Below are 21,161 nucleotides of genomic sequence, written 5' to 3'. Positions count from 1 at the left end.
GCCGGCGACGCGACGCCCTGCGCGAGTCCTGTGTGCAGGGTGTTCGGGTGAGAGCGGCGGCGCACAGGACCGGCGCGCCGCAAGCTTGCTCACATCGGCTTGAGATCGACTTCCTTGGCGATCTTGCCGAATGCCTGCAGATCGTCCTTGACGCGAGCCGTGGCTTCCGCCGGCGTGGACACACGCGGAATCATGGCCAGATCCAGCAGGCGGCGCTTCATTTCAGGCTTGGCGAATTCGCGGGCCACGGCCTGCTGGATCTTCTCCACGACCGCGTCCGGCGTGCCTTTGGGCGCGGCAAGACCGAACCAGGCGACGGCTGAAAAGCCGGGCAAGCCCGCTTCGGAGGCCGTAGGCACGTCAGGCAGGGCAGCCACCCGCTCCGGGTTGGTGACGAACAACGGCCGCACTTTTCCGGCCTTGATGAACGGCGTTTGCACGCCGGTATTGTCCAGCACGGCGTTGATGTGCCCGCCCAGCAGATCGTTCATGGCCGGGCTGCTGCCCTTGTAAGGAACGATGTTCACCTGGATGCCGGCGGCACGCGCGAACATGAGCTGCGTCAGATGCTGCTGCGTGCCCAGGCCCGCATTGCCGAAGGTGATGCCATTGGGATGCTGGCGACCGTAATCGATGAACTCCTTCAGGTTCTTTCCGGGGAACTCATTGTTGGTGACCACCACGAAAGGCAGATCGACAAGCACGGTGATCTGCTTGAAATCCTCCAAGGGCTTGTAGCGCAGCTTGTAGACATAGGGGTTGACCGCCATCGTGCCGCTGGCGGTCAGCACCAGCGTGTAGCCGTCGGGCTCCGCCCTGGCGACGTACTCGGTGCCCAGCACGCCGCCCGCGCCGGGCTTGGCCTCCACGATCGCCGGTTGGCCCAGCTCGCTTTGCAGCCCCTGGGCCGCGAAACGGGCCAGCATGTCCGCCGAGCCGCCCGTGGCGTAGGGCAGAACGATGGTGATCGGCTTGCTGGGAAAATTGTCCGCGGCCGCCGCCTGCGCGGCAGCCAGGGCCGCCACGCAGGCGGCGGCCAGAAACTTCAGGTTCTTGACCATCAATGGATTCCCCCGGTTGGTATGGAAAACTTGAACTGCGGGCACTGGACCGCGCTCTGGAACCGCGCTGGAACGTGGGCAAGGTTAAGCGGCCTGGCGTTATATGGCCAATCAACAATTAAAATGAATCGTCATCACCACAACTGATAACAGGAAATCCGCATGCTCGCCGCCATGGATCTGAACCTGCTGCGCATTTTCGATGCCGTCATGACGGAGCGGAACGTGACGCGCGCCGCCGCGGCCCTGCACATGACGCAACCCGCCGTAAGCAATGCCATCAATCGCCTGCGGCTCACCTTGAAAGACCCGCTGTTCGTCAAGGTGCCGGGCGGCGTGCTGCCCACGCAACGCGCCGAATTGCTGTGGCCGCCCATCCGGGACGCCCTCGCGCGCATCTCGGACACGCTGGAGCGCAACGAGTTCGACCCTGCCCGCTCCGAAGCCGTGTTCCGGCTCGCCATGTCGGACTATGTGGCCGACCAGGTCATACGCCCGCTCTTCGTCGAACAGCAGGAAGTGGCGCCCAATGTCCGCATCCACCTGCATCCCTACTCGCTGGACAACGCCGGCCTGCTCCTGGAAAAAGGCGAGGTCGACATGGCGGCGGGCGTGTACTCGAATTTCGGGTCTTCGCTGCGCACGCTGCCGCTCGAGACCCTGACCTATGTCTGCGCCATGCGCAAGGGCCATCCGCTGCTGGCGCAGCCCCGCTTCACGCTGGACAGCTTCCTGCGCGCGCGCCATCTCATGGTCAGCCTGCTCGGCACGCCGGCGCTCATCGATCACGAGCTGGCCGCGCACGGGTACAAGCGCAATGTCGTGCTTACGATCAACCAATTCGCGCTTGCGCCGCGACTGCTGGCCGAAACGGACCTGATCTGCGTGGTGCCGGTCAACACGGTGCGCAACAGCCCGTACAGCCACCTGCTGGAAGCGGTCGAAGCGCCTTTTCCTTTCGTGCCTCGCACCGTCAACCTCATTTGGCACGAACGTTCCGACAACCTGCCCGCGCATCGCTGGCTGCGGGAGGAAATCCTCAAGGTATGCAAAGCGCAAGGCATGGTGTTCGACCAGACGGCGCGGCCCGAACCCCATGCGTACTAGGAGAAGAAAGCCCGGCTTCGTCATTCATATCCATGATAACAACTGATACCAATCTTTGATTGGACCGTATGACGGGGCGTCGATAGCATTCGGGTCATTCCACTTCCGGCGCAGTGCGCGCCAGCATCCTGGAGACCCTTGTGACCCATACCGCAACCGCCCCGGGCGGCCGCCGCTTTCGCGTCGGCTTCGACGTGGGAGGCACGTTCACCGACTTCACACTGCTGGCCGAACATACCGGCGAACTGCACTATTTCAAGGTGCCCTCCACGCCGCATGATCCTTCCGAAGCCATCCAGGCAGGTCTGGCCCACCTGATGCGCGAGCACGCCATAGACGGTTCCGAGCTGGTTCACGTGGGCCACGGCACCACGGTCGCGACCAACATGGTGATCGAGCGCCGGGGCTCGCGCACCGCGCTGGTGACCACCCGCGGTTTTCGCGACGTGCTGGAAATCGGCCGGCAGACCCGGCCCCATCTGTACGACTACAACGTCGTCAAGCCGGAGCCGCTCGCCCCCCGCGAATGGCGCTTCGAAATCACCGAACGCATTGCCGCCGACGGCTCGGTGCTGCAACCGCTCGACGAGGACGAAGTCGTGGCCGTCGCGCGCGAGCTGGCCGCAGCGCGGGTGGAGTCGGTTTCCATCTGCTTCATGCACAGCTATCGCAACAATGCCCATGAGCGCCGGACGCGGGACATTCTGGCCGAACATCTCCCTGGCATCTACCTGAGCGTATCCAGCGAAATCCTCCCAGAGTTCCGCGAATACGAACGCATGTCCACGACGGCGCTGAACGCCTATGTCGGCCCGCGGATGGCGGCCTATATGCGGAATCTCGTGAATTCCGTAAAAGACATGGGCGTCGCGACGCAGCCGGCCACGGTGCATTCCAATGGCGGATTGATGTCGGTCGAATCCGTTCTCTCGGCCCCGGTCCGAACCTGCGTATCGGGGCCCGCCGCCGGCGTGATCGGGGCCGCCGAGCTGGGGCGCGCGGCAGGTTTTCCCAACCTGATCACCTTCGACGTGGGAGGCACCAGCACGGACGTTTCCCTGGTCGCGGCGTTGCAGCCGCTGTTCACGTCGAGCCGGCTGGTGGCCGATTATCCGGTCAAGACCCAGATGGTGGATGTGCACGTCATTGGCGCGGGCGGCGGCAGCATCGCCCGCATCGACGACGCAGGCGCGCTCAAGGTCGGTCCCCAGAGCGCCGGCGCGGTGCCCGGCCCCATAGCCTATGACCGCGGCGGCGCGCAGGTGACGCTTACCGATGCGCACGTCGTGCTGGGCCGCCTGAATCCCGTTGCTCTGCTGGAAGGCCGCATGGCCGTCCATGCCGAGCGCGCGCGCGCGGCAATGCAGGCGCAGATCGCCGGCCCGCTGGGCCTGAGCATCGAAGAGGCCGCCTTCGGCATTCTGCGCATCGCCAATTCGAACATGGCGCGCGCCGTGCGCGCCGTCTCGACGGAGCGGGGACACGATATCCGCAAGTTCGTACTCTGCGCCTTCGGCGGGGCGGGCGGCTTGCACGCGGCCGAACTGGCCAGCGACTGCGGCATCGGCGCATTGCTGATCCCGCAGGAGCCGGGCACCATGTGCGCGCGCGGCATTCTGCTTTCCGACATCTCGATGGACTTCGTACAGACGCTGATGGCCCATGCGAAGCCAGCGGGGTGGGCAGTCGTCCGGAAAACCCTGGGCAGCCTTGCGGACAAGGCGCGCGCCTGGCTGGACAGCGAAGGCGTGGCTGAGAGCGCGCAACGCCTGTCGGCCGTCATCGACGCACGCTACCAGGGGCAGAACTTCGAAATCCCCGTGCCGCTGGATGGCATGCGGCTCATGGCGCTGGACGACTTCATCGCCGCATTCAGCGCCGCTCACGTGCGCGAATACGGCTACGACGCCGCCGACCGCGCGGTGGAGATCGTGAATCTGCGCGTGCGGGCCGTGGGGCTGGTGCCCCGCGCCCCGCTGGCCCGCGTCGCCGGAGGCGCCAGCCTTTCCGATGCGGTCAAAGAACGGCGCAAGGTCTATTTCGAGGCGGCAGGATGGACAGACACGCCGGTCTACCGGCGCGCCCACCTGCCCGTGGATGCGCCCGTGGACGGCCCGGCCGTGATCGAGGAAATGAGCTCGACCACCGTTGTCCTGCCGGGACAGCAGGCGCGCGTAGATCAGTACGGCAACCTCATCGTCAACCTCAACCTGTAGGGCGTACCGCCATGGCCACCCGACCGACCTCTCACGCCGACGCGGACATGTTCGACCCCATTGAAATGGAGGTCTTCAGCAACCGCCTGCTGTCCATTACCGAAGAGATGGGCAACACGCTGATCCGCTCGTCCTTCTCCAGCAACATCAAAGAACGCAAGGACTGCTCGGTGGCGCTGTTCGATGCCGCCGGCCGCCTGGTTTCCCAGGCTGCGCACGTCCCCGTGCATCTGGGCTCGCTCTCCGGAGGCATCGAGGCCGTGCTGCGACGCTACGGCAACGCCGGGATACGCCCGGGCGATGCCTTCCTGTGCAACGACGCCTACCTGGCCGGCGGCACTCACGCGCCGGACATCACGGTGGTAACGCCCGTGTTCTGCGAAGGCGAACTGCGCTTTTTCGCCGCGAACATCGGCCACCATACCGACGTGGGCGGCGCGGTGCCGGGTTCAACGTCGCATCACCTGAAGACCGTCTGGGAAGAAGGCATCCGCCTGCCCGCCATGCGCATCGTGCGCGAAGGCGAGTTGGACCTGGATCTGCTGGAGATGATCGCGCACAACACCCGCGAGCCGGACAACCGGATGCACGACATCCGCGCCCAGATAGCAACCAACGACAAAGGCGCCAGGCTGATCCTCGACCTGGTCGGACAGTCGGGCCTGCGGACCGTGCTCAATGCCATTGAGAGCATTCTGCGATACACCGAGCGCCGGCTGCGCCACCGCATTGCCCAGTTGCCCTCCGGCACCGTATCGTTCACGGAGAAGATGGACGACGACGGCATGGGCGGCGATCCGGTGGTCATCCAGGCCAATGTGCACGCCCGGGACGGCCAGCTCCACGTCGACTTCACCGGCACGGGCAAACAGGCGCGCGGCGCTTTCAATCTTCCCGCCAGCGCCCTGCAGGCCAGCGTCTACTTCGCGGTGAAAGCCATGCTGGACCCGGAACTCATGCCCAACAACGGCATGTTCCAGCCCATCACGATCACCGCTCCGGAAGGCACGATTGCCAATCCGCGGTTTCCGGCCGCGGTGGGCGCGCGGGTAACGACCGCGCAGCGCGTGGCCGGCACGGTGATCGGCGCCCTGGGCCAGCTGCTTCCGCCCGAACGCGCCATGGCGTCCTGCAACGACGTCATGCCCTCCATGCTTTTCTCCGGCCCGCTGCGCGACGGCAAGGGCACGTTCGTGTACCTGGAAACCCTGGGCGGCGGCGCGGGCGGACGGGCGCAGGGTGACGGCATGGACGGCATCCAGGTGCACGTCACCAACACGTCCAACCTTCCCGCGGAGGCGCTGGAGATCGAGTACCCCCTGCTGGTCGAGGAATATGCGCTGGTCGCCGACAGCGGTGGTGCCGGCCGCCATCGCGGCGGCATGGGCATCGCGCGCCAGATTCGCTCGCTGCACGATCAGCTGAGCTGCTCGATCCGGTGCGATGCCGCCCTGTTCGGCGCGGCCGGCCTGAACGGCGGCCTGGCGGGACGCACGTCGCATGTCGTGCAGAACCCCGGCCGGCCCGATGCGCAGCGCCTGCCCAACAAGATCTCCGGCCATCCGCTGCCCTCCGGCCAGTCGGTGCGCCTCGAAACGCCGGGCGGCGGGGGGTACGGCGCGCCCGCCGACCGCGATCCGGAAGCCATCCGGCGCGACGTCGGCGGCGGCAAGGTGAGCCGCGCCGCCGCGGAACGCGACTACGGCGCGGAGAAAGTGGCACGCGCCTTGCAAGGAGCGGCGGCATGACCGGGCGAGACGCAGGCAGCCGCAGCGGCGGCGAGCTGCTGGTCGCGCAGCTCGAAGCCTATGGCGTCAAGCGCGTCTTCATGGTCCCGGGCGAGAGCTTCCTGCCCTGCATCGACGCGCTTCATTCCCGCCGGGAGACTATCGAAACCGTGGTCTGCCGCCAGGAGGGCGGCGCGGCCTACATGGCCGAAGCGCATGGCAAGCTGAGCGGCCAGCCGGGCATCTGCTTCGTGTCGCGCGGCCCGGGAGCCGCCAACGCCGCAATCGGGGTACACACTGCGCGGGAAGACTCCACGCCCATGATCCTGTTCATCGGCCAGGTCGGCGGCGACACCGCCGACCGCCAGTGCTTTCAGGAGGTGGATTATCGCGCCATGTACGCCCCGCTGGCGAAATGGGCCGCCCAGATCGAGCGTGCGGACCGCATTCCCGAATACCTGGCCCGCGCCTGGAGCATCGCCACCGCCGGCCGCCCCGGCCCCGTCGTGCTGGCGCTGCCCGAGGACATGCTGGCCCGGGACACCGAAGCTCCGCTTGCCGCGTTGCCCTGCCCGCCGCGCGCAAGGCCGGTCGCGCCGGACCTGCAACGGCTGCGCGAAATGATCGAAGCGGCCGAGCGCCCGCTGCTGTTGCTGGGCGGGCCCCGCTGGTCGGCGGCCGCGCGCGCGGGCGTGCGCGACTTCGCCTTGCGTTTCGACCTGCCGGTGGCGACGGCGTGGCGGCGCCTGGAGCTGTTCGACAACGACCATCCCAACTTCGTGGGCCAGGTCAGCGCCAGCATGCCCGCGCACCAGAAGCGGGCCGTCATGGAGAGCGATCTGGTCATCGCCCTGGGCACGCGCCTGTGCGAGCCGACCACGATCAACTACGAATGGCTGGCCTCTCCCCAGCCTCGCCAGACGCTGGTTCATATTCATCCCGACGCCAACGAGATCGGGCGCGTGTGCGCGCCCGATCTCGGCATCGTCTCCACCATGGACGGCTTTGCCGAGGCGGCCGTCGAGCTGGCGCCCGGCCCGGGCTGGCATCCGCGCCGTCCCGGCGCGCAGGCGGCGCCCTCGCCGCCGGCGCTGCCGCCCACGCCGGGCCCGCTGGATCTGAACGCGGCGGCCCGCCACGTCGCCGCCACACTGCCCGAGCGAGCCTGCGTTACCGTGGGTGCCGGCAACTATGCGCTGTATGCGCACCGGCACATCGCCTTCAAAGGGCTGGGCAGTCAACTGGCGCCCGCGGTCGGCGCCATGGGCTATGGGCTGCCGGCGGCTATTTCCGCCAAGCTGCATGATCGCGATTCGACGGTGATCTGCTTCGCGGGCGACGGCTGCTTCCAGATGACCATGCAGGAATTCGCCACGGCCGTGCAGTATCGGCTGGGCATCGTCGTCCTGGTCTTCAACAATGGGCTGTTCGGCACCATCCGCATGCACCAGGAACGTGCCTACCCCGGCCGGGCGCTCGGCACGGCACTGGTCAACCCGGATTTCGCCCTGCTGGCGCGCAGCTATGGCGCATTCGGGGCAACCGTCACGCGCACGGAGGACTTCGCGCCCGCTTATGACGCGGCCCTGGCCCACGCCAAGGAACACGCCATGCCGGCCCTGCTCGACCTGCGCTACGACGCCGACATCATCCTGCCGGACCGCACGCTGTCGCAAATGCGGCAAACGGGCGCCGCCGCATGAAACCGCTGATGCGCCGCGTGCGCGTTCCCTCCGCCCGCGTCCTGCAGCTCACCTGGAACGGACGGCCTCTGCGGGCGCATGAGGGCGATACCGTGTTGACCGCCTTGTTGCTGGCCGGCGAACGTCCGCGGCTGACGCTGGGCGAAGGAGCGCCGCGCGCCGGTTTCTGCCTCATGGGCGCCTGCCAGGATTGCTGGGTCCAGACCGCGGCGGGAAAGCGCCTGCGCGCCTGCTCCACGCTGGCCCGGGACGGCATGGAACTGGTCAGCGCACAACCGGGAGAGATTCCATGCACATGAACGCGCCAGGCCCGGACATGCCGGCACGGCCACAGGAGCCGCATATGGTGATAGTGGGCGCCGGCCCGGCCGGCGTGCGCGCCGCGCAAACGCTGCTGCGCTACGGTGTACGGCCTACCGTCATCGACGAAGCCCCCCTGCCCGGCGGCCAGATCTATCGCCAGGGCGCCATCGCCCGCGGCAGCGCGCGCGAGCGCTACGGCTTCGAGTGGAGAAAAGCGCGATCCATACACGCCGCGGGAGCGGAACTCGCCGCACAGGCCGACTATCGGCCCTGCACGGCGGTGTGGAATGCCTCCCCGGGCCTGCTGGATCTCGTGCGCGAAGGGGAGATCGATACGCTGCCCTATACGCACCTGCTGTTGGCCACCGGCGCCACAGACCGGGTGCTGCCCTTTGCCGGCTGGACGCTGCCGGGCGTCTACTCGCTGGGAGGCGCGCAGATCGCCCTGAAGGGCCAGCACTGCCTGCTCGGGCCTCGCATCCTTTTCGCCGGGTCCGGCCCCTTGCTCTATCTGGTGGCCTATCAATATGCCCGCGCCGGAGGCCGGGTCCAGGCCGTGCTGGACTACGGGTCGAGGGCCTCGCAGGCCAAGGCGCTGCCCGCGCTGATGAACCAGGCCGGCACGCTGGCCAAGGGCCTGTACTACCTCGGTTGGCTGCGCGCCCGAGGGATTCCGGTGTTTCACGCTGCGCGGATCGATGCCGCGCTGGGGGCCGGACGGGTCGAGACGGTCCGGGCCATCGTCGAGGGGGCCGCGGTCGAATTCGCCTGCGACGTCCTGGCGGTCGGACATGGCCTGAGATCGGAAACGCAATTGGCCGACCTGCTGGACTGCGCGTTCGATTTCGACGACGCGCAGCGCGCCTGGCTGCCCAGGCGGGATGCGGAAGGCCGCAGCACGGTGGCGGGCGTCTACCTCGCGGGCGACGGCGCGGGCATCGCCGGCGCGGCATTTGCCGAACTGGCGGGCGAGCGCGCCGCGCTGGCCATGCTCACCGACCATGGCATCGCCGTTGACGGCGCGCGTGTACGCGCGCTGGCGCGCCATCAGCGCAGCCTGGCGCGTTTCCGGCAAGGCATGGACCGCGCCTTCGCGCTGCCGCCGGCCGAGGCGTCCTGTGGCGACGAGGTCATCGTCTGCCGCTGCGAGGAAATTCGCGCCGGCGCTTTGCGCGCCGCCGCCCGTCAATATGACATCGACGATCTCAATCGGCTCAAGGCGTTGACGCGTATCGGCATGGGGTTGTGCCAGGGGCGCATGTGCCAGGCCGGCGCGGCCGAGCTGCTGGCTTGCTGCCGCGAAGTGCCATTGTCGAAAATCGGCCGGCTGCGCGGCCAGGCCCCCGTCAAGCCTTTGGCGCTGGCCAGCCTGGGCGAGGCCGCGCCATGAACGCCTTGCATGTGGAGGTCGCCATTCTCGGAGGCGGCCTGGTGGGCGCCAGCGCCGCCCTGGCGCTGCGCCGGGCCGGCGTGGCCACGGCCCTGATCGAGCGCGGACAGTGCGGAGCGCGCGCCAGCGGCGTCAATTTCGGCGGCGTGCGCCGCCAGGGCAGGTCGCCCGAGCAGCTTCATCTCGCGCAGCGGGCCCACGGCATCTGGGCGCGCCTGCCCGAGATCATCGGCACCGACGGAGAATATGTCCGCTCCGGCCACCTGAAACTGGCGCGCTCGCAAGCCGACCTGGAAAAGCTGGCGGCGTATCGGGACAAGGTCCGCGATTTCGATCTCGGCCTGGAGATCATCGACGGCGCGTCGCTGCGCCGCCGTTTTCCCGCGTTGGGAAGCGATATTGCCGGCGGCTCGCTCTGCCCGGAGGACGGCCAGGCCAATCCGCGCCTCGTGGCTCCCGCGTTCGCGCGCGCCGCCGCGCACGCCGGCGCGCACGTACTGGAAAACTGCGCCATCCAGCACGCCGACACACAAGGCGGGGATTTCCTGCTCTCCGCTGCCGACGGCCGGCGGATACGGTCGGAGATCCTGATCAATGCGGCCGGCGCCTGGGGCGCGGCCGTCGCCGCCTGGTTCTCCGACCATCTGCCGCTGCAGGTCAAATACCCCACGATGCTGGTCACCGAACCGCTGACGCCGCAGATCGGGGTTTCGCTCGGCGTGGAAGGCGGAGGCTTCTATGCCCGGCAAGTTGCGCGCGGCAATGTCGTCATGGGAGGCGGATACGGGGTCGCCCTGCCCGGGGATCGCTCGCGGCCCGGCCGAGCCGCGCTCTCGGAACTCGGGCGCACGGCTCCCGCGGTCCTGCCGGCGCTGGCTTGCGCCAGCGTCATCCGCTGCTGGTCCGGCATCGAAGGCTACTTTGCTGACAAGAATCCGGTCATCGGCTTCAGCCGCAACGTGCCTCGCCTGCTGCACGCCTTCGGCTTTTCCGGCGGCGGCTTTCAGATCGCGCCCGCCGTGGGAGAAGCGCTCGCCGATATGGTCACCGGCCGCGGCGGCCTGGCGATGGCCGAACGATTCTGCCCCGGCCGCTGGGGCTGAAAGCGTCGCCCTAGCCCGCCGCGCGCCCGGCGGTCCGGTCTGCGCCGTACTCCGCCACCACCTCGCGCAGGCAGTCCATCGCCAGCAGCACGGCGCGCGACATGAAGGCGTCTTTGCTCCGGTACATGGCCACCGCGCCGAAGCCGGAGAGCCGCACGGGCAGGATGCGGATGACATTCATCTGGGTCAGGCGCAGCGCGGCCCGATGGGAGGCCACGCCTATCATGTCGCTGTTGTTCAGCAGGGTGAGGTTTGCCGTCACGGAGTTGGTTTCCATGGTGTCCCGGGGAATGCCCTGCCCCGCCTCGGCCAGCGCGTTGTCCAGCGCGTTGCGCACCGGCGTGCCCTTCGGCCAGAGTATCCACCGGTACGCATGCAGGTCGTCCCAGCCCACGGCGTCGGCGCGCAGCAGCGGATGGCGGGGCCGCACCACCAGGTGGATGGGGTCGAAGAACAGGGCCTCCATGTCCAGCGCCGGATCGCTGAACTCCGGGTCCGCCCGGCCCAGCACCACGTCCAGGTCGCCCTGGGCGAGCTGGGCGGTCAGGCGGTCGGTGGTGCCCTCGACCAGGCTGACGCGCGCCCTGGGCATGCGGTCCAGCATGCGCATGATGGCCAGCGGCACGGTATCGGAAGCCGCCACGCCGCTGGCGCCGATCACCACGCGCCCGCTGCCGCCCTCGCGCAGGGCCTCCATGTCGCCACTGGCGCGGTCGAGCTGCGCGTCGATGCGCTGGGCATGCGCGATCAGCACCTCGCCATAGGGCGTGGGCACCAGCCCGCGCGCGTGGCGCTCGAACAGAGGCAGGCCGATGTCCTCTTCCAGGTCTTTCAGCCACTTGGACAAGCCGGGCTGCGTGGTGTTGAGCATGACGGCCGAGTGGCTGATGTTATGCGTCTGCGCCAGGCTGAGCAGCATCTTCACATGCCGCAGGCGCAAGCGGTGCGTCCAGTCCATACCTCCTCCAGTCATATGATTTTTCGTATGAATGATAAATAAATTTCATTTTATTTTGCATATCTGCCTCCCCATAATCGCCTGCATCGACGGGACGCCGCACCGGCAGGCGCCCGCGGCCGCCGGCGCGCCGGCGAACAAAAGGAGACAGACATGGCCGATGGACAATCCTCCAAGGCGAGCCGCGCGGACTATTACGCCCGCATCGCCGCCAGCCACCTCAGCCCGCTCTGGGAGTCGCTGCATACCCTGGTGCCCCCCTCGCCCGCGCCGCGCTGCGTGCCGTTCCTCTGGAAGTACGACGAGCTTCGCGCCGACGTCATGGCCTCGGGCCGGCTCATCAGCGCCGAGGAAGCGGTGCGCCGCGTGCTCGTCCTGGAGAATCCCGGGCTGCCGGGCCAGGCCAGCATCACGCAGACACTGTACGCCGGCCTGCAGCTCATTCTGCCGGGCGAGGTCGCGCCCAGCCACCGCCACACCCAGTCGGCCTTGCGATTCATCGTGGAAGGGCGCGGCGCCTATACGGCGGTCAATGGCGAGCGCACCACCATGCACCCGGGCGACTTCATCATCACCCCCTCCTGGACCTGGCACGACCATGGCAACGCCGAGGCTGCCGACGGCGGCGAACCCGTGGTGTGGCTGGACGGCCTGGACATTCCGCTGGTGCGCGCGCTGGACGCCGGCTTCGCCGAGAACTATCCGACCGCCACGCAGCCGGTGACGCGCCCCGAGGGCGACAGCATGGCGCGCTATGGCCACAACATGGCGCCGGTGCGCCACGACGCGCCGCGCGCCGGCGCATCGCCGATCTTCAACTACCCCTACGCCCGCACCCGCGAAGCGCTGGACCAACTGTACCGCCACGGCGAGCTCGACCCCTGGGACGGCGTCAAGCTGCGCTACGTCAACCCGGCCACGGGCGGCTATCCCATGCCGACCATGGCCACGTTCATGCAGCTGCTGCCGGCCGGATTCCGCGGCCGCACGTACCGCGGCACCGACTCGACGGTGTACAGCGTGGTGGAAGGCCGCGGAACGGTGCGTATCGGCGACCGGGAATTCGCCTTCGGTCCGCGCGACATCTTCGTGGCGCCTTCCTGGATGCCGGTGCAGCTCGCCGCGCTGGCCGACGCCGTGCTGTTCAGCTATTCCGACCGCCCGGTGCAGGCCGCGCTGGGCCTGTGGCGCGAATCGCGCGAAGGCTGAGCCGCCGCGCGGCCCGCTCCTCCGTTTTCCCCTCCGCAAGGAAGTTCTCTCATGTCGTATGTTTTTCCCCCGCAAGCCCCGGTGGGCATCCCCGTGGCCGGCAGCGCCGATCTGTTCCCCGTGCGCCGCGTGTACTGCGTCGGCCGCAACTATGCCGCCCATGCGCGTGAAATGGGCTTCGACCCCGACCGCGAGCCGCCATTCTTCTTCTGCAAGCCGGCCGACGCCGTCGTGCCCGTGGCCGAAGGCCGGACGCTGGCCCTGCCCTATCCGGCCGAGACGTCCAACTACCATTACGAGATCGAGCTGGTGGCCGCCATCGGCAAGGGCGGCTCCGGCATCGCCGTGGAGGACGCGCTGTCGCACGTGTGGGGCTACGCGGTCGGCCTGGACATGACCCGCCGCGACCTGCAGATGAAAATGCGCGAAGCCGGACGGCCCTGGGAGCTGGGCAAAGCCTTCGACCGCAGCGCGCCCATCGCGCCGCTGCGGCGCGCCGCCGAGGCCGGCGACATCGGCCGCGCCGCGATCTGGCTCAAGGTCAACGGACAGCTCAAACAGCAAAGCGGCATCGACAACCTCATCTGGCCGGTAGCGGAAACCATTGCCTATCTGTCGCGCTATTTCCGCCTCGAGGCGGGCGACCTGATCTACACCGGCACGCCCGAAGGCGTGGGGCCGGTGACGGCGGGCGATCTCATGGAAGGCGGCGTGGACGGGCTGGGCACCCTCAAGGTCGAGGTGACACGGTGATGCGGCTCTACAGCTTCTTCAACAGCTCCACGTCGTACCGCGTGCGCATCGCGCTGGCCCTCAAGGGCCTGCCGCACGACTACCAGGGGGTGAACATCCGCACGCTGGCGCATCGCGAGGCGGACTATGTGGAACTCAATCCGTCGCGCTCGGTGCCGCTGCTGCGCGACGGCGATTTCTCGCTGGGCCAGTCGCTGGCCATCATCGACTACCTGGACGCGCGCCATCCCGAGCCGCGCCTGATTCCCGCCGACGCGCGGCTGCGCGCGCGCGTGCTGGAACTGAGCCACGCCATCGCCTGCGACATCCACCCCGTCAACAACCTGCGCGTGCTGCGCTATCTGCAGGACGCGCTGGGCGTGTCCGCCGGCCAGAAAGACGCCTGGTACCGGCACTGGATCCGCGAGGGCATGGCCATGGTGGAAGACCTGCTGGCGCGCCACGGCGCGGGGCCATACTGCTTCGGAGAAGCGCCCACGCTGGCCGACTGCTGCCTGGTGCCGCAGATGGCCAACGCGCTGCGCATGGGCTGCGATCTCTCGGCTTGCCCGCGCGCCCTCGCGGTGCACGAATACTGCCTGGCCCAGCCCGCCTTCGCGCGGGCCGCGCCCTCCACCCAGCCCGATTTCACCGCATGACGCGCCGATAACGGCCAAAGGAGACACGCATGACGAGCACACGCCCGCAAAGCGCCATCGTGGTGGGCGGCGGCATCGGCGGCCTGGCCGCCGCCCTGGCGCTCACGCGCGAAGGCATCCAGGTGCAGTTGCTGGAACAGGCCGCGCACATCGGCGAAATCGGCGCCGGCATTCAGCTCGGCCCCAACGCCTTCGCCGCGCTCGACGCGCTGGGCGTGGGCCAGCCGGCCCGCCAGCGCGCCGTGTTCACCGACCACATCATCATGATGGACGCGGTGGACAACACCGAACTCGTGCGCATCGAAACCGGCCCCGCCTTCCGCGAGCGCTTCAACGGCCCCTATGCCGTCATCCACCGGGCCGACATCCACGGCGCCATCCTGGAAGGCGTGCAGAACGACCCGCTGATCTCGTTTCGCACCTCCACGCAGATCCGCGACGTGACGCAGACGGGCGGGCACGTCGAGGTGCGCGACGCCGAGGGCAACGCCTACCGCGCCGACGTGCTGATCGGCTGTGACGGCGTGAAGTCGGTGGTGCGCCAGCACCTGATCGGCGATCCGCCCCGCGTGACCGGCCACGTGGTCTACCGCGCGGTGGTCGAGCGCGGCAACATGCCCGCGGACCTGCGCATCAACGCGCCGGTACTGTGGGCCGGCCCACGCTGCCACCTGGTGCACTACCCCCTGCGCGGCGGCGAGCAATACAACCTGGTCGTGACCTTCCACAGCCGCGGGCAGGAAGAATGGGGCGTGCGCGAGGGCAGCAAGGAAGAAGTGCTCTCGTACTTCGAAGGCATCCACGCCCGGCCCCGGCAGCTTCTGGACCGCCCCACCTCGTGGCGCCGCTGGGCCACGGCCGACCGCGAGCCGGTGGAGCAGTGGAGCTTCGGCCGGATCACGCTGCTGGGCGACGCGGCCCATCCTATGTCGCAATACATGGCCCAGGGCGCCTGCATGGCGCTCGAAGACGCCGTCACGCTGGGGCTGTCCATCCGCCAATGCGGGCCCGACCTGGCCGCGGCCTTCAGGCTCTACGAATCGCTGCGCATTCCGCGCAGCGCGCGCGTGCTGTGGTCCACCCGGGAAATGGGCCGCATCTACCACGCCAAGGGCGTGGAACGCGCGGTGCGCAACTCGCTCTGGAAAGACACGCCGCAATCCCGCTTCTACGACAACCTGCAATGGCTGTACGGGTGGAACGCCGACAACTGCATGCAGGGCCCCCGTCTTTGACGCCTGCCGGAAAACCATAACGACACCAGGAGACAAACCCATGATTTCCCGCACCCGCCGCACCCTGCTGGCCGCCTCCGCCGCCGTGCTCGCCGCCGGCCTGGCCTGCGCCGCCCATGCCCAGGCGCCCGCCTACCCGAGCCGGCCTGTCACGCTGTACACCGCCTTCTCGGTCGGCAGCGGCCCCGACGTCGTGCTCCGCATCCTCAGCCAGGAGCTTGCCAAGGTCTGGAAGCAGCCCGTGGTCGTGGAGAACCGCCCCGGCGGCGGCGGCTTTATCGCCATGGAGGCCGTGGCCAAGCTGCCCGCCGACGGCTATGCGCTGCTGCAGCTCGACAGCGAACACGTCTCGGCCCTGCCCCACCTGTACAAGTCGCGTCACTACGTGCCGCTGCAGAAGTTCGACCTGGTGGCGCCGCTCTTCTACACGCCGTTCATGATCGCCGTCAGCGAGCAATCGCCCTGGAAGAACGTGGCCGACCTGATCCGGGCCGCCAAGACCCGCAAGGACAGCCTCACCTACGGTTCGTGGTTCGTGGGCAGCCCCGGCCATCTCGGCGGCGAATGGCTCGCCTCGCTGACCGGCGCCAAGATGATCCACGTTCCGTACAAAGAGGTGTCGCAACTGTACACCGCCGTCGCCAATGGAGAGGTGGACTGGGCGTTCGGCACCATCCCTTCCACCCGCCCCGTCTACGACAGCGGCAAACTGCGCTACCTCGCCATCGCCGCCCCCAGGCGCCATCCCCAGTTCCCCGACGTGCCCACCGTGGCCGAATCCGGCGGCCCCGCCCAGCTCGACGTCAATTCCATCGTCTCCCTGCTCGCCCCCAAAGGCATCGCGCCGGAAATCCGCGACAAGATCCACGCCGACATCACCCGGGTGCTCGCCAGCCCCGACGTGCGCAAGCGCTTCGACACCTTCGCCTTCGAGCCGCTGGACTGGCCGCTCGCGGAACTGCGCAAGCGGCTCGACCAGAAGTCGGAGACGTACAAGACCTTGACCGAGAGCGCGGGGATACGGTTGGATTGAGGTTGGATCGAGGGGCCCGAAGGCGGGCCGCCTTTTGCCTGCGGATCTCCCCGACGGCCTGCCGGCCCGGCATCATGCCCGTGCAGCCGTCCTTTCCCGGATGCGCTTATGCCGCAGGCGAAGACGCCCCCGGCATCGCCTGCGGCATCCTCGCCGCATACTCGCGCACCACCAGCACATCCAGCCTGTCCGGGTACGACCAGAATTCCTGATCGAGCTCGTACAGCCGCTCGGAATCGGCTTCGGTGAGCCGTCCCGGCAGGTCTTGCAGCGCCGCCGGCTCGCTCGTTTCGCCGTACCGGGCGATGACGCCGGCCATGTCGCCCAGGCAGCGGCGGGCCGCGCGGGCGCCGATGCGGTCCAGGGCGTCCAGCGCGAGCTGGCAGGTTTGCTCGCCCCAGTTGCAGAAGAACTGCAGGAATCCGCCGTTGTTGATGTCGGCCTCCAGGCGCCACAGCGCCGCCAGTTCGCGCGCGTCGCGCGGCAGGGCGGCGAGGTTCCAGCCGGCCTGCCGCAGCAGGGCCAGGGCGTGATCGTAGAGGGCGTTCTGCTCGAGTTCCCAGGCGCTCACCATGCCGTGGTCCGCCGGCGGCCACAGCGCGGGCCAGTTGAGGCCGCGGCCGTCGGGCGTGAGCGTCCATTCCTGGCGCTGGGCGGGCGTGGCCTTGGCCACGCGGATGTAGCGCCGGATCGGCGTGGCGAGCACGCGTCCGTCCGCCAGGGCGAGCAGGATGCGGGTGTCGTCGAAGCTGACGCCGACGATGGGGTTGGGGTCCGGTTCGGTCTTCGTCACTGGCCGGCCCCTCCCGGCGCGCGGGCGGCGGCGAGCAGGCCGGCCAGGACGCCCGCGCGGCCGCCGGCCCGCACGGCGGCGGCCGTCCCGCCCGGATTGTGTTCGTTTCGCTTCGGCATAAGCGCGATGGTAGCCCAGGGCCGGGCCGGCGCGTCATTGCCGCTGCACGTGGGCCTTCTCGACGATGCGCTTCCATAGCGCGATCTCGTTCTTCTGGAACTCGTGCATCTGGGCCGGGCCGCCGGTCATGGGCGTGGCGCCCAGGCGCTCGTAGAAGCGGCGCGTCTCGTCCATTCTGGAGACGGAGGTGAAGAGCTCGGCGAGCCTGGCGGTTTCGGCCGGCGGCGTCTTGGCGCTCACCATGGCGCCCACCCAGGTATAGGCCTCGAAGCCGGGCAGCCCCGCCTCGGAAGCGGTGGGCACGTCGGGCGAGGTGGGCACGCGCCGGTCGGAGGCCACCGCCACGGCTTTCACCCGCCCGTCCCTGGCGAGCTCCTGCACGGCGGTCACCTCGGCGAAGGCATAGTCCACGGTGCCGGAAGCCACGGCGGTGATCGCTTCGGCCGCGCCCTTGAAGGGCACATGCACGGCCTGGATGCTGGCGGCGTCATTGAGCAGCTCGCCCATCAGTTGATACCCCGCCGATCCCGCGCCGAAATTCACCTTGCCGGGATTGGACCGGGCATACGCGATCAGTCCCTTGAGATCCGAATACGGCGCCTGCGGCTTGACCGCCAGCATGGCGGGAGAGCGCATCATCATCGTCAGCGGCGCGAAGTCGCTTACGGGGTCGTAGGGCAATTGCTTGAAGAGCGCGGCATTGACCGCCAGCGTGGAATTGCTGCCGATGAAGACGGTGTAGCCGTCCGCCGGCGCCCCCAGCACGCTCTTGACCGCGATGAATCCGTTGGCGCCCGGCTTGTTCTCGACCACGACCGGCTGGCCGGTGAGATCCTGCAGCTTGCGCGCGAAATAGCGCGCCGAGGTGTCGGTGCCGCTGCCCGGCCCGAAGGGCACGACGAACTTGATGGGCCTGGAAGGAAAAGTGTCCGCCCGCGCCACGGGCATTCCCGCCAGCGTGACGCTCATCAGGCAGCCTCCCACGGCCGCGGCCACTAACGCTCTGCGGCGATTCTGCACGTATGTCTCCTTTGGTATGAGCTGTCTTATCGTTGCAGGCGACTCTATGCGGGCGAGAAAGGCTTGTCTAATACTAAAAATATGAAGCTTGATAGCGCCTGGATATCGGGCCGCGCGCCGCCTCACGCTTGCGGCAGCGCCCAATAGCCGGCCGCCGGGCAGGCGATGAAGTCGCCCGCGCGGATCGGGTGCGTCCGCGCGCCCAGGCGCAGTTCGCCCGTGCCCGACAGCACATGGAACAGCTCGTCATTGGCGCGGTGGGAATGGAACGGAAACGCCCGCATGCCCGGCGCCGGCGCGACCAGGTTGGCGACCAGGCGCAGGCTGCCGGGCCGGCTTCCCAGGCGGGCCAGCCGCGGCGCGACGGCCTGGCGCAGGTGCTCGAAGACCGTTTCGGCTTCGATGTCGAAGTGTGGCTGGCCATGCCGGAAAGCCTGCGCCGCGCTTGACACGACGCCTGCGCCCGGGAGTATGCTGGATCGCATGATGACGCCTCTGTTCATTGCTCTCGAATCGCGACGAAGCTCCGGCCCCCCGGGTTGAGAGATGTCGTGCGCACGGACGCCAGCCGGCGTCCGCTACTCGAAGGCCACGGGATTTCTCGTGGCTTTTTCATTGGACGTGTCATGAAATCCGGCGCCGGCCGGCCACGCGAATTCCCGCCTCGCCTTCGTTTCGCCAACCGCGAAGCATAAGGAACGAAAGCATGACCGACCACAACGCCTCCCCCTCCCCGCCAACCGCGGCCGCCATCCGGATACGTGCGTTCGGCCTGGACGACTATGCTCAGGCTTACGCGCTCTGGCTGCGAACGCCGGAAGTCGGGCTGAGCAGCGCCGACCGTCCCGACGCGATTGCGCGGTTTCTGGAACGGAATCCGGGCCTGAGCTTTGCCGCCTGGCGCGGGCCGCGGCTGGCGGGGACCATCCTGTGCGGGCACGACGGCCGCAGGGGCCTGATACATCATCTTGCGGTAGACGCCGCCGAGCGCCGCCGGGGCCTGGGGCGAGCGCTGCTTGAGCGCAGTCTGGACGCGCTGTACAACAGGGGCATCGAAAAATGCCACCTGCTGGTGTTCAGCGCCAACGCGAGCGGCCAGGCGTTCTGGGCGGCGGCCGGCGCCGCGCGGCGCACGGAGCTGGCGCTCTATTCCCTGCCGACCGCGAGCGGGGCAGCCGCATCCCTGGAAAGGAGCTCGCCATGAAAGTCATGGAACAGGCCCGCGCCGGCGCTCCGCTGACGCTTACGCAGCGCCCCGATCCGTCGCCGCCGCCGGGACAGGTGCGCTTGCGCATCGAGGCTTGCGCCGTCTGCCGTACCGACCTGCACGTGGTGGACGGCGAACTGCCCGGGCTGCGCTACCCGCGCGTGCCGGGCCATGAAGCGGTGGGCGTCATCGAAGCGGCAGGCGACGGGGTCGATCCCGCCCTGCTGGGCAGGCGGGTCGGGGCGGCCTGGCTGGCGCATGCCTGCGGGCGCTGCGAATTCTGCCTGGCCGGCCAGGAAAACCTCTGTGACCACGCGGACTTCAACGGCTATACGCGCGACGGCGGTTTCGCCTCGCACATGCTGGCCGATCCGGAATTTCTCTTCGACCTGCCGCCCGGCGCGCCAGCCGCCGAGATCGCACCCTGGCTGTGCGCCGGCCTGATCGGCTGGCGTTCGCTGCGGGCCACGGGCCAGGCGCGCCGGCTGGGCATCTACGGCTTCGGTTCCGCGGGCCAGATCCTGGCGCAGGTCTGCCGCTGGCAGGGGCGCAGCGTCTACGCCTTCACGCGGGCGGGCGACTTGCCCGCGCAGCGGCATGCGCGCACGCTGGGAGCGGCCTGGGCCGGCGACAGCACGCAAGACCCGCCCGAACCGCTGGACGGCGCGATCCTCTTCGCGCCCGCCGGCGAGCTGGTGCCGCGCGCGCTGGCCGCCGTGCGCAAGGGCGGCTGCGTGATCTGCGGCGGCATCCACATGTCCGACATCCCTTCCTTCCCCTACCGGCTGCTCTGGGGCGAACGCACGCTGGCGTCGGTGGCCAACCTCACGCGCGCCGACGGCAGGGAATTCATCGAAGCCGCTGTGGCGGCCGGCGTGCGCTGCAAGGTGCGCCCCTACCCGCTGGAGCAGGCCAACCAGGCGCTGGACGACCTGCGCGCGGGCCGCATCCAGGCCACCGCGGTGCTGGTGCCCTGAGCGCGCGGCCGGCACGCGCGGACGCCTCCGGGAAACTTGATCCCGGTCAATCCGTCCCTTGCCGAACTCCGCAACATTAAGAGGTGTCCACGCAAAAATGCAGCGTCCTCTTTCAGTCAGCGTGCACAGCCCTGGAGAACCGGACCGGTCCGCCCGCCCCCTCGGCGCGGCGATACGGCGGGCATGGAGCCGCCATGAAAAAAGTGCTTATCCCCGTCGACGGTTCGACGCATGCGTTGCGCGCCGTCCGCTTCGTGGTCCGGCGGATGCGGCGCCGGGGCGGCTGCCACATCTGCCTGCTGACCGTCCAGGAAAGCGCCGCGCCCGCTCTCGCCGCCGCGCCGGTTGAGGATTACGATGAGAAAAAGGCCTGCATGGCGGTCGCCGCCGCGACGGCCATGCTCGACCAGGCTGGGCTGCCTTATGACGCGGGCGTGCGCATCGGCGGCGTGGCCGAATCGATCCGGCGCTACGCGGCCCAGCGGCAATGCGACCACATCGTCATGGGCACGCGGGGCGCGGGTTCGGCGCCAGGCCCGATGGGCGCCGTCGCTGCGACCGTGATGCGCATCGTTCCTGTTCCGGTAACCCTCGTCCATTGAGAGCAA

20 protein-coding genes are annotated in these 21,161 nt (G+C 68.8%); 15 read left to right on the top strand and 5 right to left on the bottom strand.

The annotated features are described in order from the left end of the window. Positions 1–89 precede the first annotated feature (89 nt). Positions 90–1,061, bottom strand: a complete 972-nt coding sequence (locus NGJ44_RS02550; RefSeq protein WP_251863011.1) for a Bug family tripartite tricarboxylate transporter substrate binding protein — start codon at positions 1,059–1,061, stop codon at positions 90–92. Positions 1,062–1,223: 162 nt separating this feature from the next. Here NGJ44_RS02550 and NGJ44_RS02545 point away from each other — a divergent pair, with 162 nt between their 5' ends. The 7 genes from NGJ44_RS02545 (at position 1,224) to NGJ44_RS02515 (ending at position 10,610) form a co-directional block, all read left to right on the top strand. After that, positions 1,224–2,168, top strand: a complete 945-nt coding sequence (locus NGJ44_RS02545; RefSeq protein ID WP_053244335.1) for a LysR family transcriptional regulator — start codon at positions 1,224–1,226, stop codon at positions 2,166–2,168. Positions 2,169–2,308: 140 nt separating this feature from the next. Beyond that, positions 2,309–4,384, top strand: a complete 2,076-nt coding sequence (locus tag NGJ44_RS02540; protein WP_251863010.1) for a hydantoinase/oxoprolinase family protein — start codon at positions 2,309–2,311, stop codon at positions 4,382–4,384. A gap of 11 nt (positions 4,385–4,395) precedes the next feature. Beyond that, on the top strand, positions 4,396–6,132 hold the full coding sequence (locus NGJ44_RS02535) for a hydantoinase B/oxoprolinase family protein (protein ID WP_251863009.1): 1,737 nt from the start codon (positions 4,396–4,398) through the stop codon (positions 6,130–6,132). Then, complete coding sequence (locus NGJ44_RS02530; protein WP_251863008.1) at positions 6,129–7,814, top strand: thiamine pyrophosphate-dependent enzyme; 1,686 nt, start codon at positions 6,129–6,131, stop codon at positions 7,812–7,814. Before NGJ44_RS02535 ends, NGJ44_RS02530 begins: the two co-directional genes overlap by 4 nt. Continuing rightward, positions 7,811–8,113 carry a (2Fe-2S)-binding protein gene (locus tag NGJ44_RS02525; protein WP_053244337.1) on the top strand — a complete coding sequence of 101 codons (303 nt, stop codon included), beginning with the start codon at positions 7,811–7,813 and terminating at the stop codon, positions 8,111–8,113. The genes NGJ44_RS02530 and NGJ44_RS02525 overlap by 4 nt, the downstream gene beginning before the upstream one ends. Positions 8,114–8,157: 44 nt before the next feature. Beyond that, entirely contained in the window at positions 8,158–9,507 is a 1,350-nt protein-coding gene (locus NGJ44_RS02520; RefSeq protein WP_251863007.1) for an NAD(P)/FAD-dependent oxidoreductase, read from the top strand. Beyond that, positions 9,504–10,610 (top strand): NAD(P)/FAD-dependent oxidoreductase, encoded by a 1,107-nt coding sequence (locus NGJ44_RS02515; protein WP_251863006.1) that lies wholly within the window; start codon positions 9,504–9,506, stop codon positions 10,608–10,610. The genes NGJ44_RS02520 and NGJ44_RS02515 overlap by 4 nt, the downstream gene beginning before the upstream one ends. A gap of 10 nt (positions 10,611–10,620) precedes the next feature. Here NGJ44_RS02515 and NGJ44_RS02510 read toward each other — a convergent pair whose 3' ends face one another. Beyond that, positions 10,621–11,568, bottom strand: coding sequence for a LysR substrate-binding domain-containing protein (locus tag NGJ44_RS02510; protein ID WP_053244338.1), 948 nt, complete (start codon positions 11,566–11,568; stop codon positions 10,621–10,623). A gap of 153 nt (positions 11,569–11,721) precedes the next feature. On the opposite strand from NGJ44_RS02510, the gene gtdA reads away from it, so the two are divergent. The 5 genes from gtdA to NGJ44_RS02485 are packed head-to-tail and all read left to right on the top strand — an operon-like array spanning position 11,722 to position 16,436. Then, a complete protein-coding gene (gene gtdA / locus NGJ44_RS02505; protein WP_251863005.1) occupies positions 11,722–12,777 on the top strand; it encodes a gentisate 1,2-dioxygenase in 1,056 nt (351 codons plus the stop codon). A 51-nt stretch (positions 12,778–12,828) separates the two neighbouring features. Then, positions 12,829–13,530, top strand: coding sequence for a fumarylacetoacetate hydrolase family protein (locus NGJ44_RS02500; RefSeq protein ID WP_053244340.1), 702 nt, complete (start codon positions 12,829–12,831; stop codon positions 13,528–13,530). Then, on the top strand, positions 13,530–14,168 hold the full coding sequence (gene maiA, locus NGJ44_RS02495) for a maleylacetoacetate isomerase (RefSeq protein ID WP_053244341.1): 639 nt from the start codon (positions 13,530–13,532) through the stop codon (positions 14,166–14,168). The genes NGJ44_RS02500 and maiA overlap by 1 nt, the downstream gene beginning before the upstream one ends. 29 nt (positions 14,169–14,197) lie before the next feature. Then, on the top strand, positions 14,198–15,403 hold the full coding sequence (locus NGJ44_RS02490; protein WP_251863004.1) for a 3-hydroxybenzoate 6-monooxygenase: 1,206 nt from the start codon (positions 14,198–14,200) through the stop codon (positions 15,401–15,403). Between the two features lie 40 nt (positions 15,404–15,443). Further along, a complete protein-coding gene (locus NGJ44_RS02485; RefSeq protein WP_251863003.1) occupies positions 15,444–16,436 on the top strand; it encodes a tripartite tricarboxylate transporter substrate binding protein in 993 nt (330 codons plus the stop codon). 106 nt (positions 16,437–16,542) lie between these two features. Here NGJ44_RS02485 and NGJ44_RS02480 read toward each other — a convergent pair whose 3' ends face one another. The 3 genes from NGJ44_RS02480 to NGJ44_RS02470 all read right to left on the bottom strand — a co-directional run bounded on the left by NGJ44_RS02480 (position 16,543) and on the right by NGJ44_RS02470 (position 18,854). Continuing rightward, positions 16,543–17,229 carry a DMP19 family protein gene (locus NGJ44_RS02480; RefSeq protein WP_251863002.1) on the bottom strand — a complete coding sequence of 229 codons (687 nt, stop codon included), beginning with the start codon at positions 17,227–17,229 and terminating at the stop codon, positions 16,543–16,545. A gap of 153 nt (positions 17,230–17,382) precedes the next feature. Then, positions 17,383–18,318, bottom strand: a complete 936-nt coding sequence (locus tag NGJ44_RS02475) for a Bug family tripartite tricarboxylate transporter substrate binding protein (RefSeq protein WP_502802097.1) — start codon at positions 18,316–18,318, stop codon at positions 17,383–17,385. 173 nt (positions 18,319–18,491) lie between these two features. Beyond that, the gene (locus tag NGJ44_RS02470) at positions 18,492–18,854 is read right to left on the bottom strand and encodes a cupin domain-containing protein (RefSeq protein WP_251863000.1); all 363 of its coding nucleotides are present in this window, start codon (positions 18,852–18,854) and stop codon (positions 18,492–18,494) included. 221 nt (positions 18,855–19,075) lie between these two features. Here NGJ44_RS02470 and NGJ44_RS02465 point away from each other — a divergent pair, with 221 nt between their 5' ends. The 3 genes from NGJ44_RS02465 (at position 19,076) to NGJ44_RS02455 (ending at position 21,155) form a co-directional block, all read left to right on the top strand. Next, entirely contained in the window at positions 19,076–19,573 is a 498-nt protein-coding gene (locus NGJ44_RS02465) for a GNAT family N-acetyltransferase (RefSeq protein ID WP_082308257.1), read from the top strand. After that, positions 19,570–20,553, top strand: coding sequence for a zinc-dependent alcohol dehydrogenase family protein (locus NGJ44_RS02460; protein ID WP_251862999.1), 984 nt, complete (start codon positions 19,570–19,572; stop codon positions 20,551–20,553). Before NGJ44_RS02465 ends, NGJ44_RS02460 begins: the two co-directional genes overlap by 4 nt. Before the next feature lie 194 nt (positions 20,554–20,747). After that, positions 20,748–21,155 (top strand): universal stress protein, encoded by a 408-nt coding sequence (locus NGJ44_RS02455; RefSeq protein ID WP_251862998.1) that lies wholly within the window; start codon positions 20,748–20,750, stop codon positions 21,153–21,155. Positions 21,156–21,161 lie beyond the last annotated feature (6 nt).

Source organism: Achromobacter sp. Marseille-Q4962 (genome assembly GCF_943737005.1).
In the GTDB taxonomy this organism is placed as follows: domain Bacteria; phylum Pseudomonadota; class Gammaproteobacteria; order Burkholderiales; family Burkholderiaceae_B; genus Achromobacter.
This window is presented reverse-complemented; position numbering and strand designations above follow the sequence as displayed.

Excerpts from the sequence above, each read along its gene's own strand:
- NGJ44_RS02550 (WP_251863011.1), bottom strand. The coding sequence starts at position 1,061 with ATGGTCAAGAACCTGAAGTTTCTGGCCGCCGCCTGCGTGGCGGCCCTG.
- NGJ44_RS02545 (WP_053244335.1), top strand. The coding sequence starts at position 1,224 with ATGCTCGCCGCCATGGATCTGAACCTGCTGCGCATTTTCGATGCCGTC.
- NGJ44_RS02535 (WP_251863009.1), top strand. The coding sequence starts at position 4,396 with ATGGCCACCCGACCGACCTCTCACGCCGACGCGGACATGTTCGACCCC.
- NGJ44_RS02530 (WP_251863008.1), top strand. The coding sequence starts at position 6,129 with ATGACCGGGCGAGACGCAGGCAGCCGCAGCGGCGGCGAGCTGCTGGTC.
- NGJ44_RS02525 (WP_053244337.1), top strand. The coding sequence starts at position 7,811 with ATGAAACCGCTGATGCGCCGCGTGCGCGTTCCCTCCGCCCGCGTCCTG.
- NGJ44_RS02520 (WP_251863007.1), top strand. The coding sequence starts at position 8,158 with ATGGTGATAGTGGGCGCCGGCCCGGCCGGCGTGCGCGCCGCGCAAACG.
- NGJ44_RS02515 (WP_251863006.1), top strand. The coding sequence starts at position 9,504 with ATGAACGCCTTGCATGTGGAGGTCGCCATTCTCGGAGGCGGCCTGGTG.
- NGJ44_RS02510 (WP_053244338.1), bottom strand. The coding sequence starts at position 11,568 with ATGGACTGGACGCACCGCTTGCGCCTGCGGCATGTGAAGATGCTGCTC.
- gtdA (WP_251863005.1), top strand. The coding sequence starts at position 11,722 with ATGGCCGATGGACAATCCTCCAAGGCGAGCCGCGCGGACTATTACGCC.
- NGJ44_RS02500 (WP_053244340.1), top strand. The coding sequence starts at position 12,829 with ATGTCGTATGTTTTTCCCCCGCAAGCCCCGGTGGGCATCCCCGTGGCC.
- maiA (WP_053244341.1), top strand. The coding sequence starts at position 13,530 with ATGCGGCTCTACAGCTTCTTCAACAGCTCCACGTCGTACCGCGTGCGC.
- NGJ44_RS02490 (WP_251863004.1), top strand. The coding sequence starts at position 14,198 with ATGACGAGCACACGCCCGCAAAGCGCCATCGTGGTGGGCGGCGGCATC.
- NGJ44_RS02485 (WP_251863003.1), top strand. The coding sequence starts at position 15,444 with ATGATTTCCCGCACCCGCCGCACCCTGCTGGCCGCCTCCGCCGCCGTG.
- NGJ44_RS02475 (WP_502802097.1), bottom strand. The coding sequence starts at position 18,318 with ATGAGCGTCACGCTGGCGGGAATGCCCGTGGCGCGGGCGGACACTTTT.
- NGJ44_RS02470 (WP_251863000.1), bottom strand. The coding sequence starts at position 18,854 with ATGCGATCCAGCATACTCCCGGGCGCAGGCGTCGTGTCAAGCGCGGCG.
- NGJ44_RS02465 (WP_082308257.1), top strand. The coding sequence starts at position 19,076 with ATGACCGACCACAACGCCTCCCCCTCCCCGCCAACCGCGGCCGCCATC.
- NGJ44_RS02460 (WP_251862999.1), top strand. The coding sequence starts at position 19,570 with ATGAAAGTCATGGAACAGGCCCGCGCCGGCGCTCCGCTGACGCTTACG.
- NGJ44_RS02455 (WP_251862998.1), top strand. The coding sequence starts at position 20,748 with ATGAAAAAAGTGCTTATCCCCGTCGACGGTTCGACGCATGCGTTGCGC.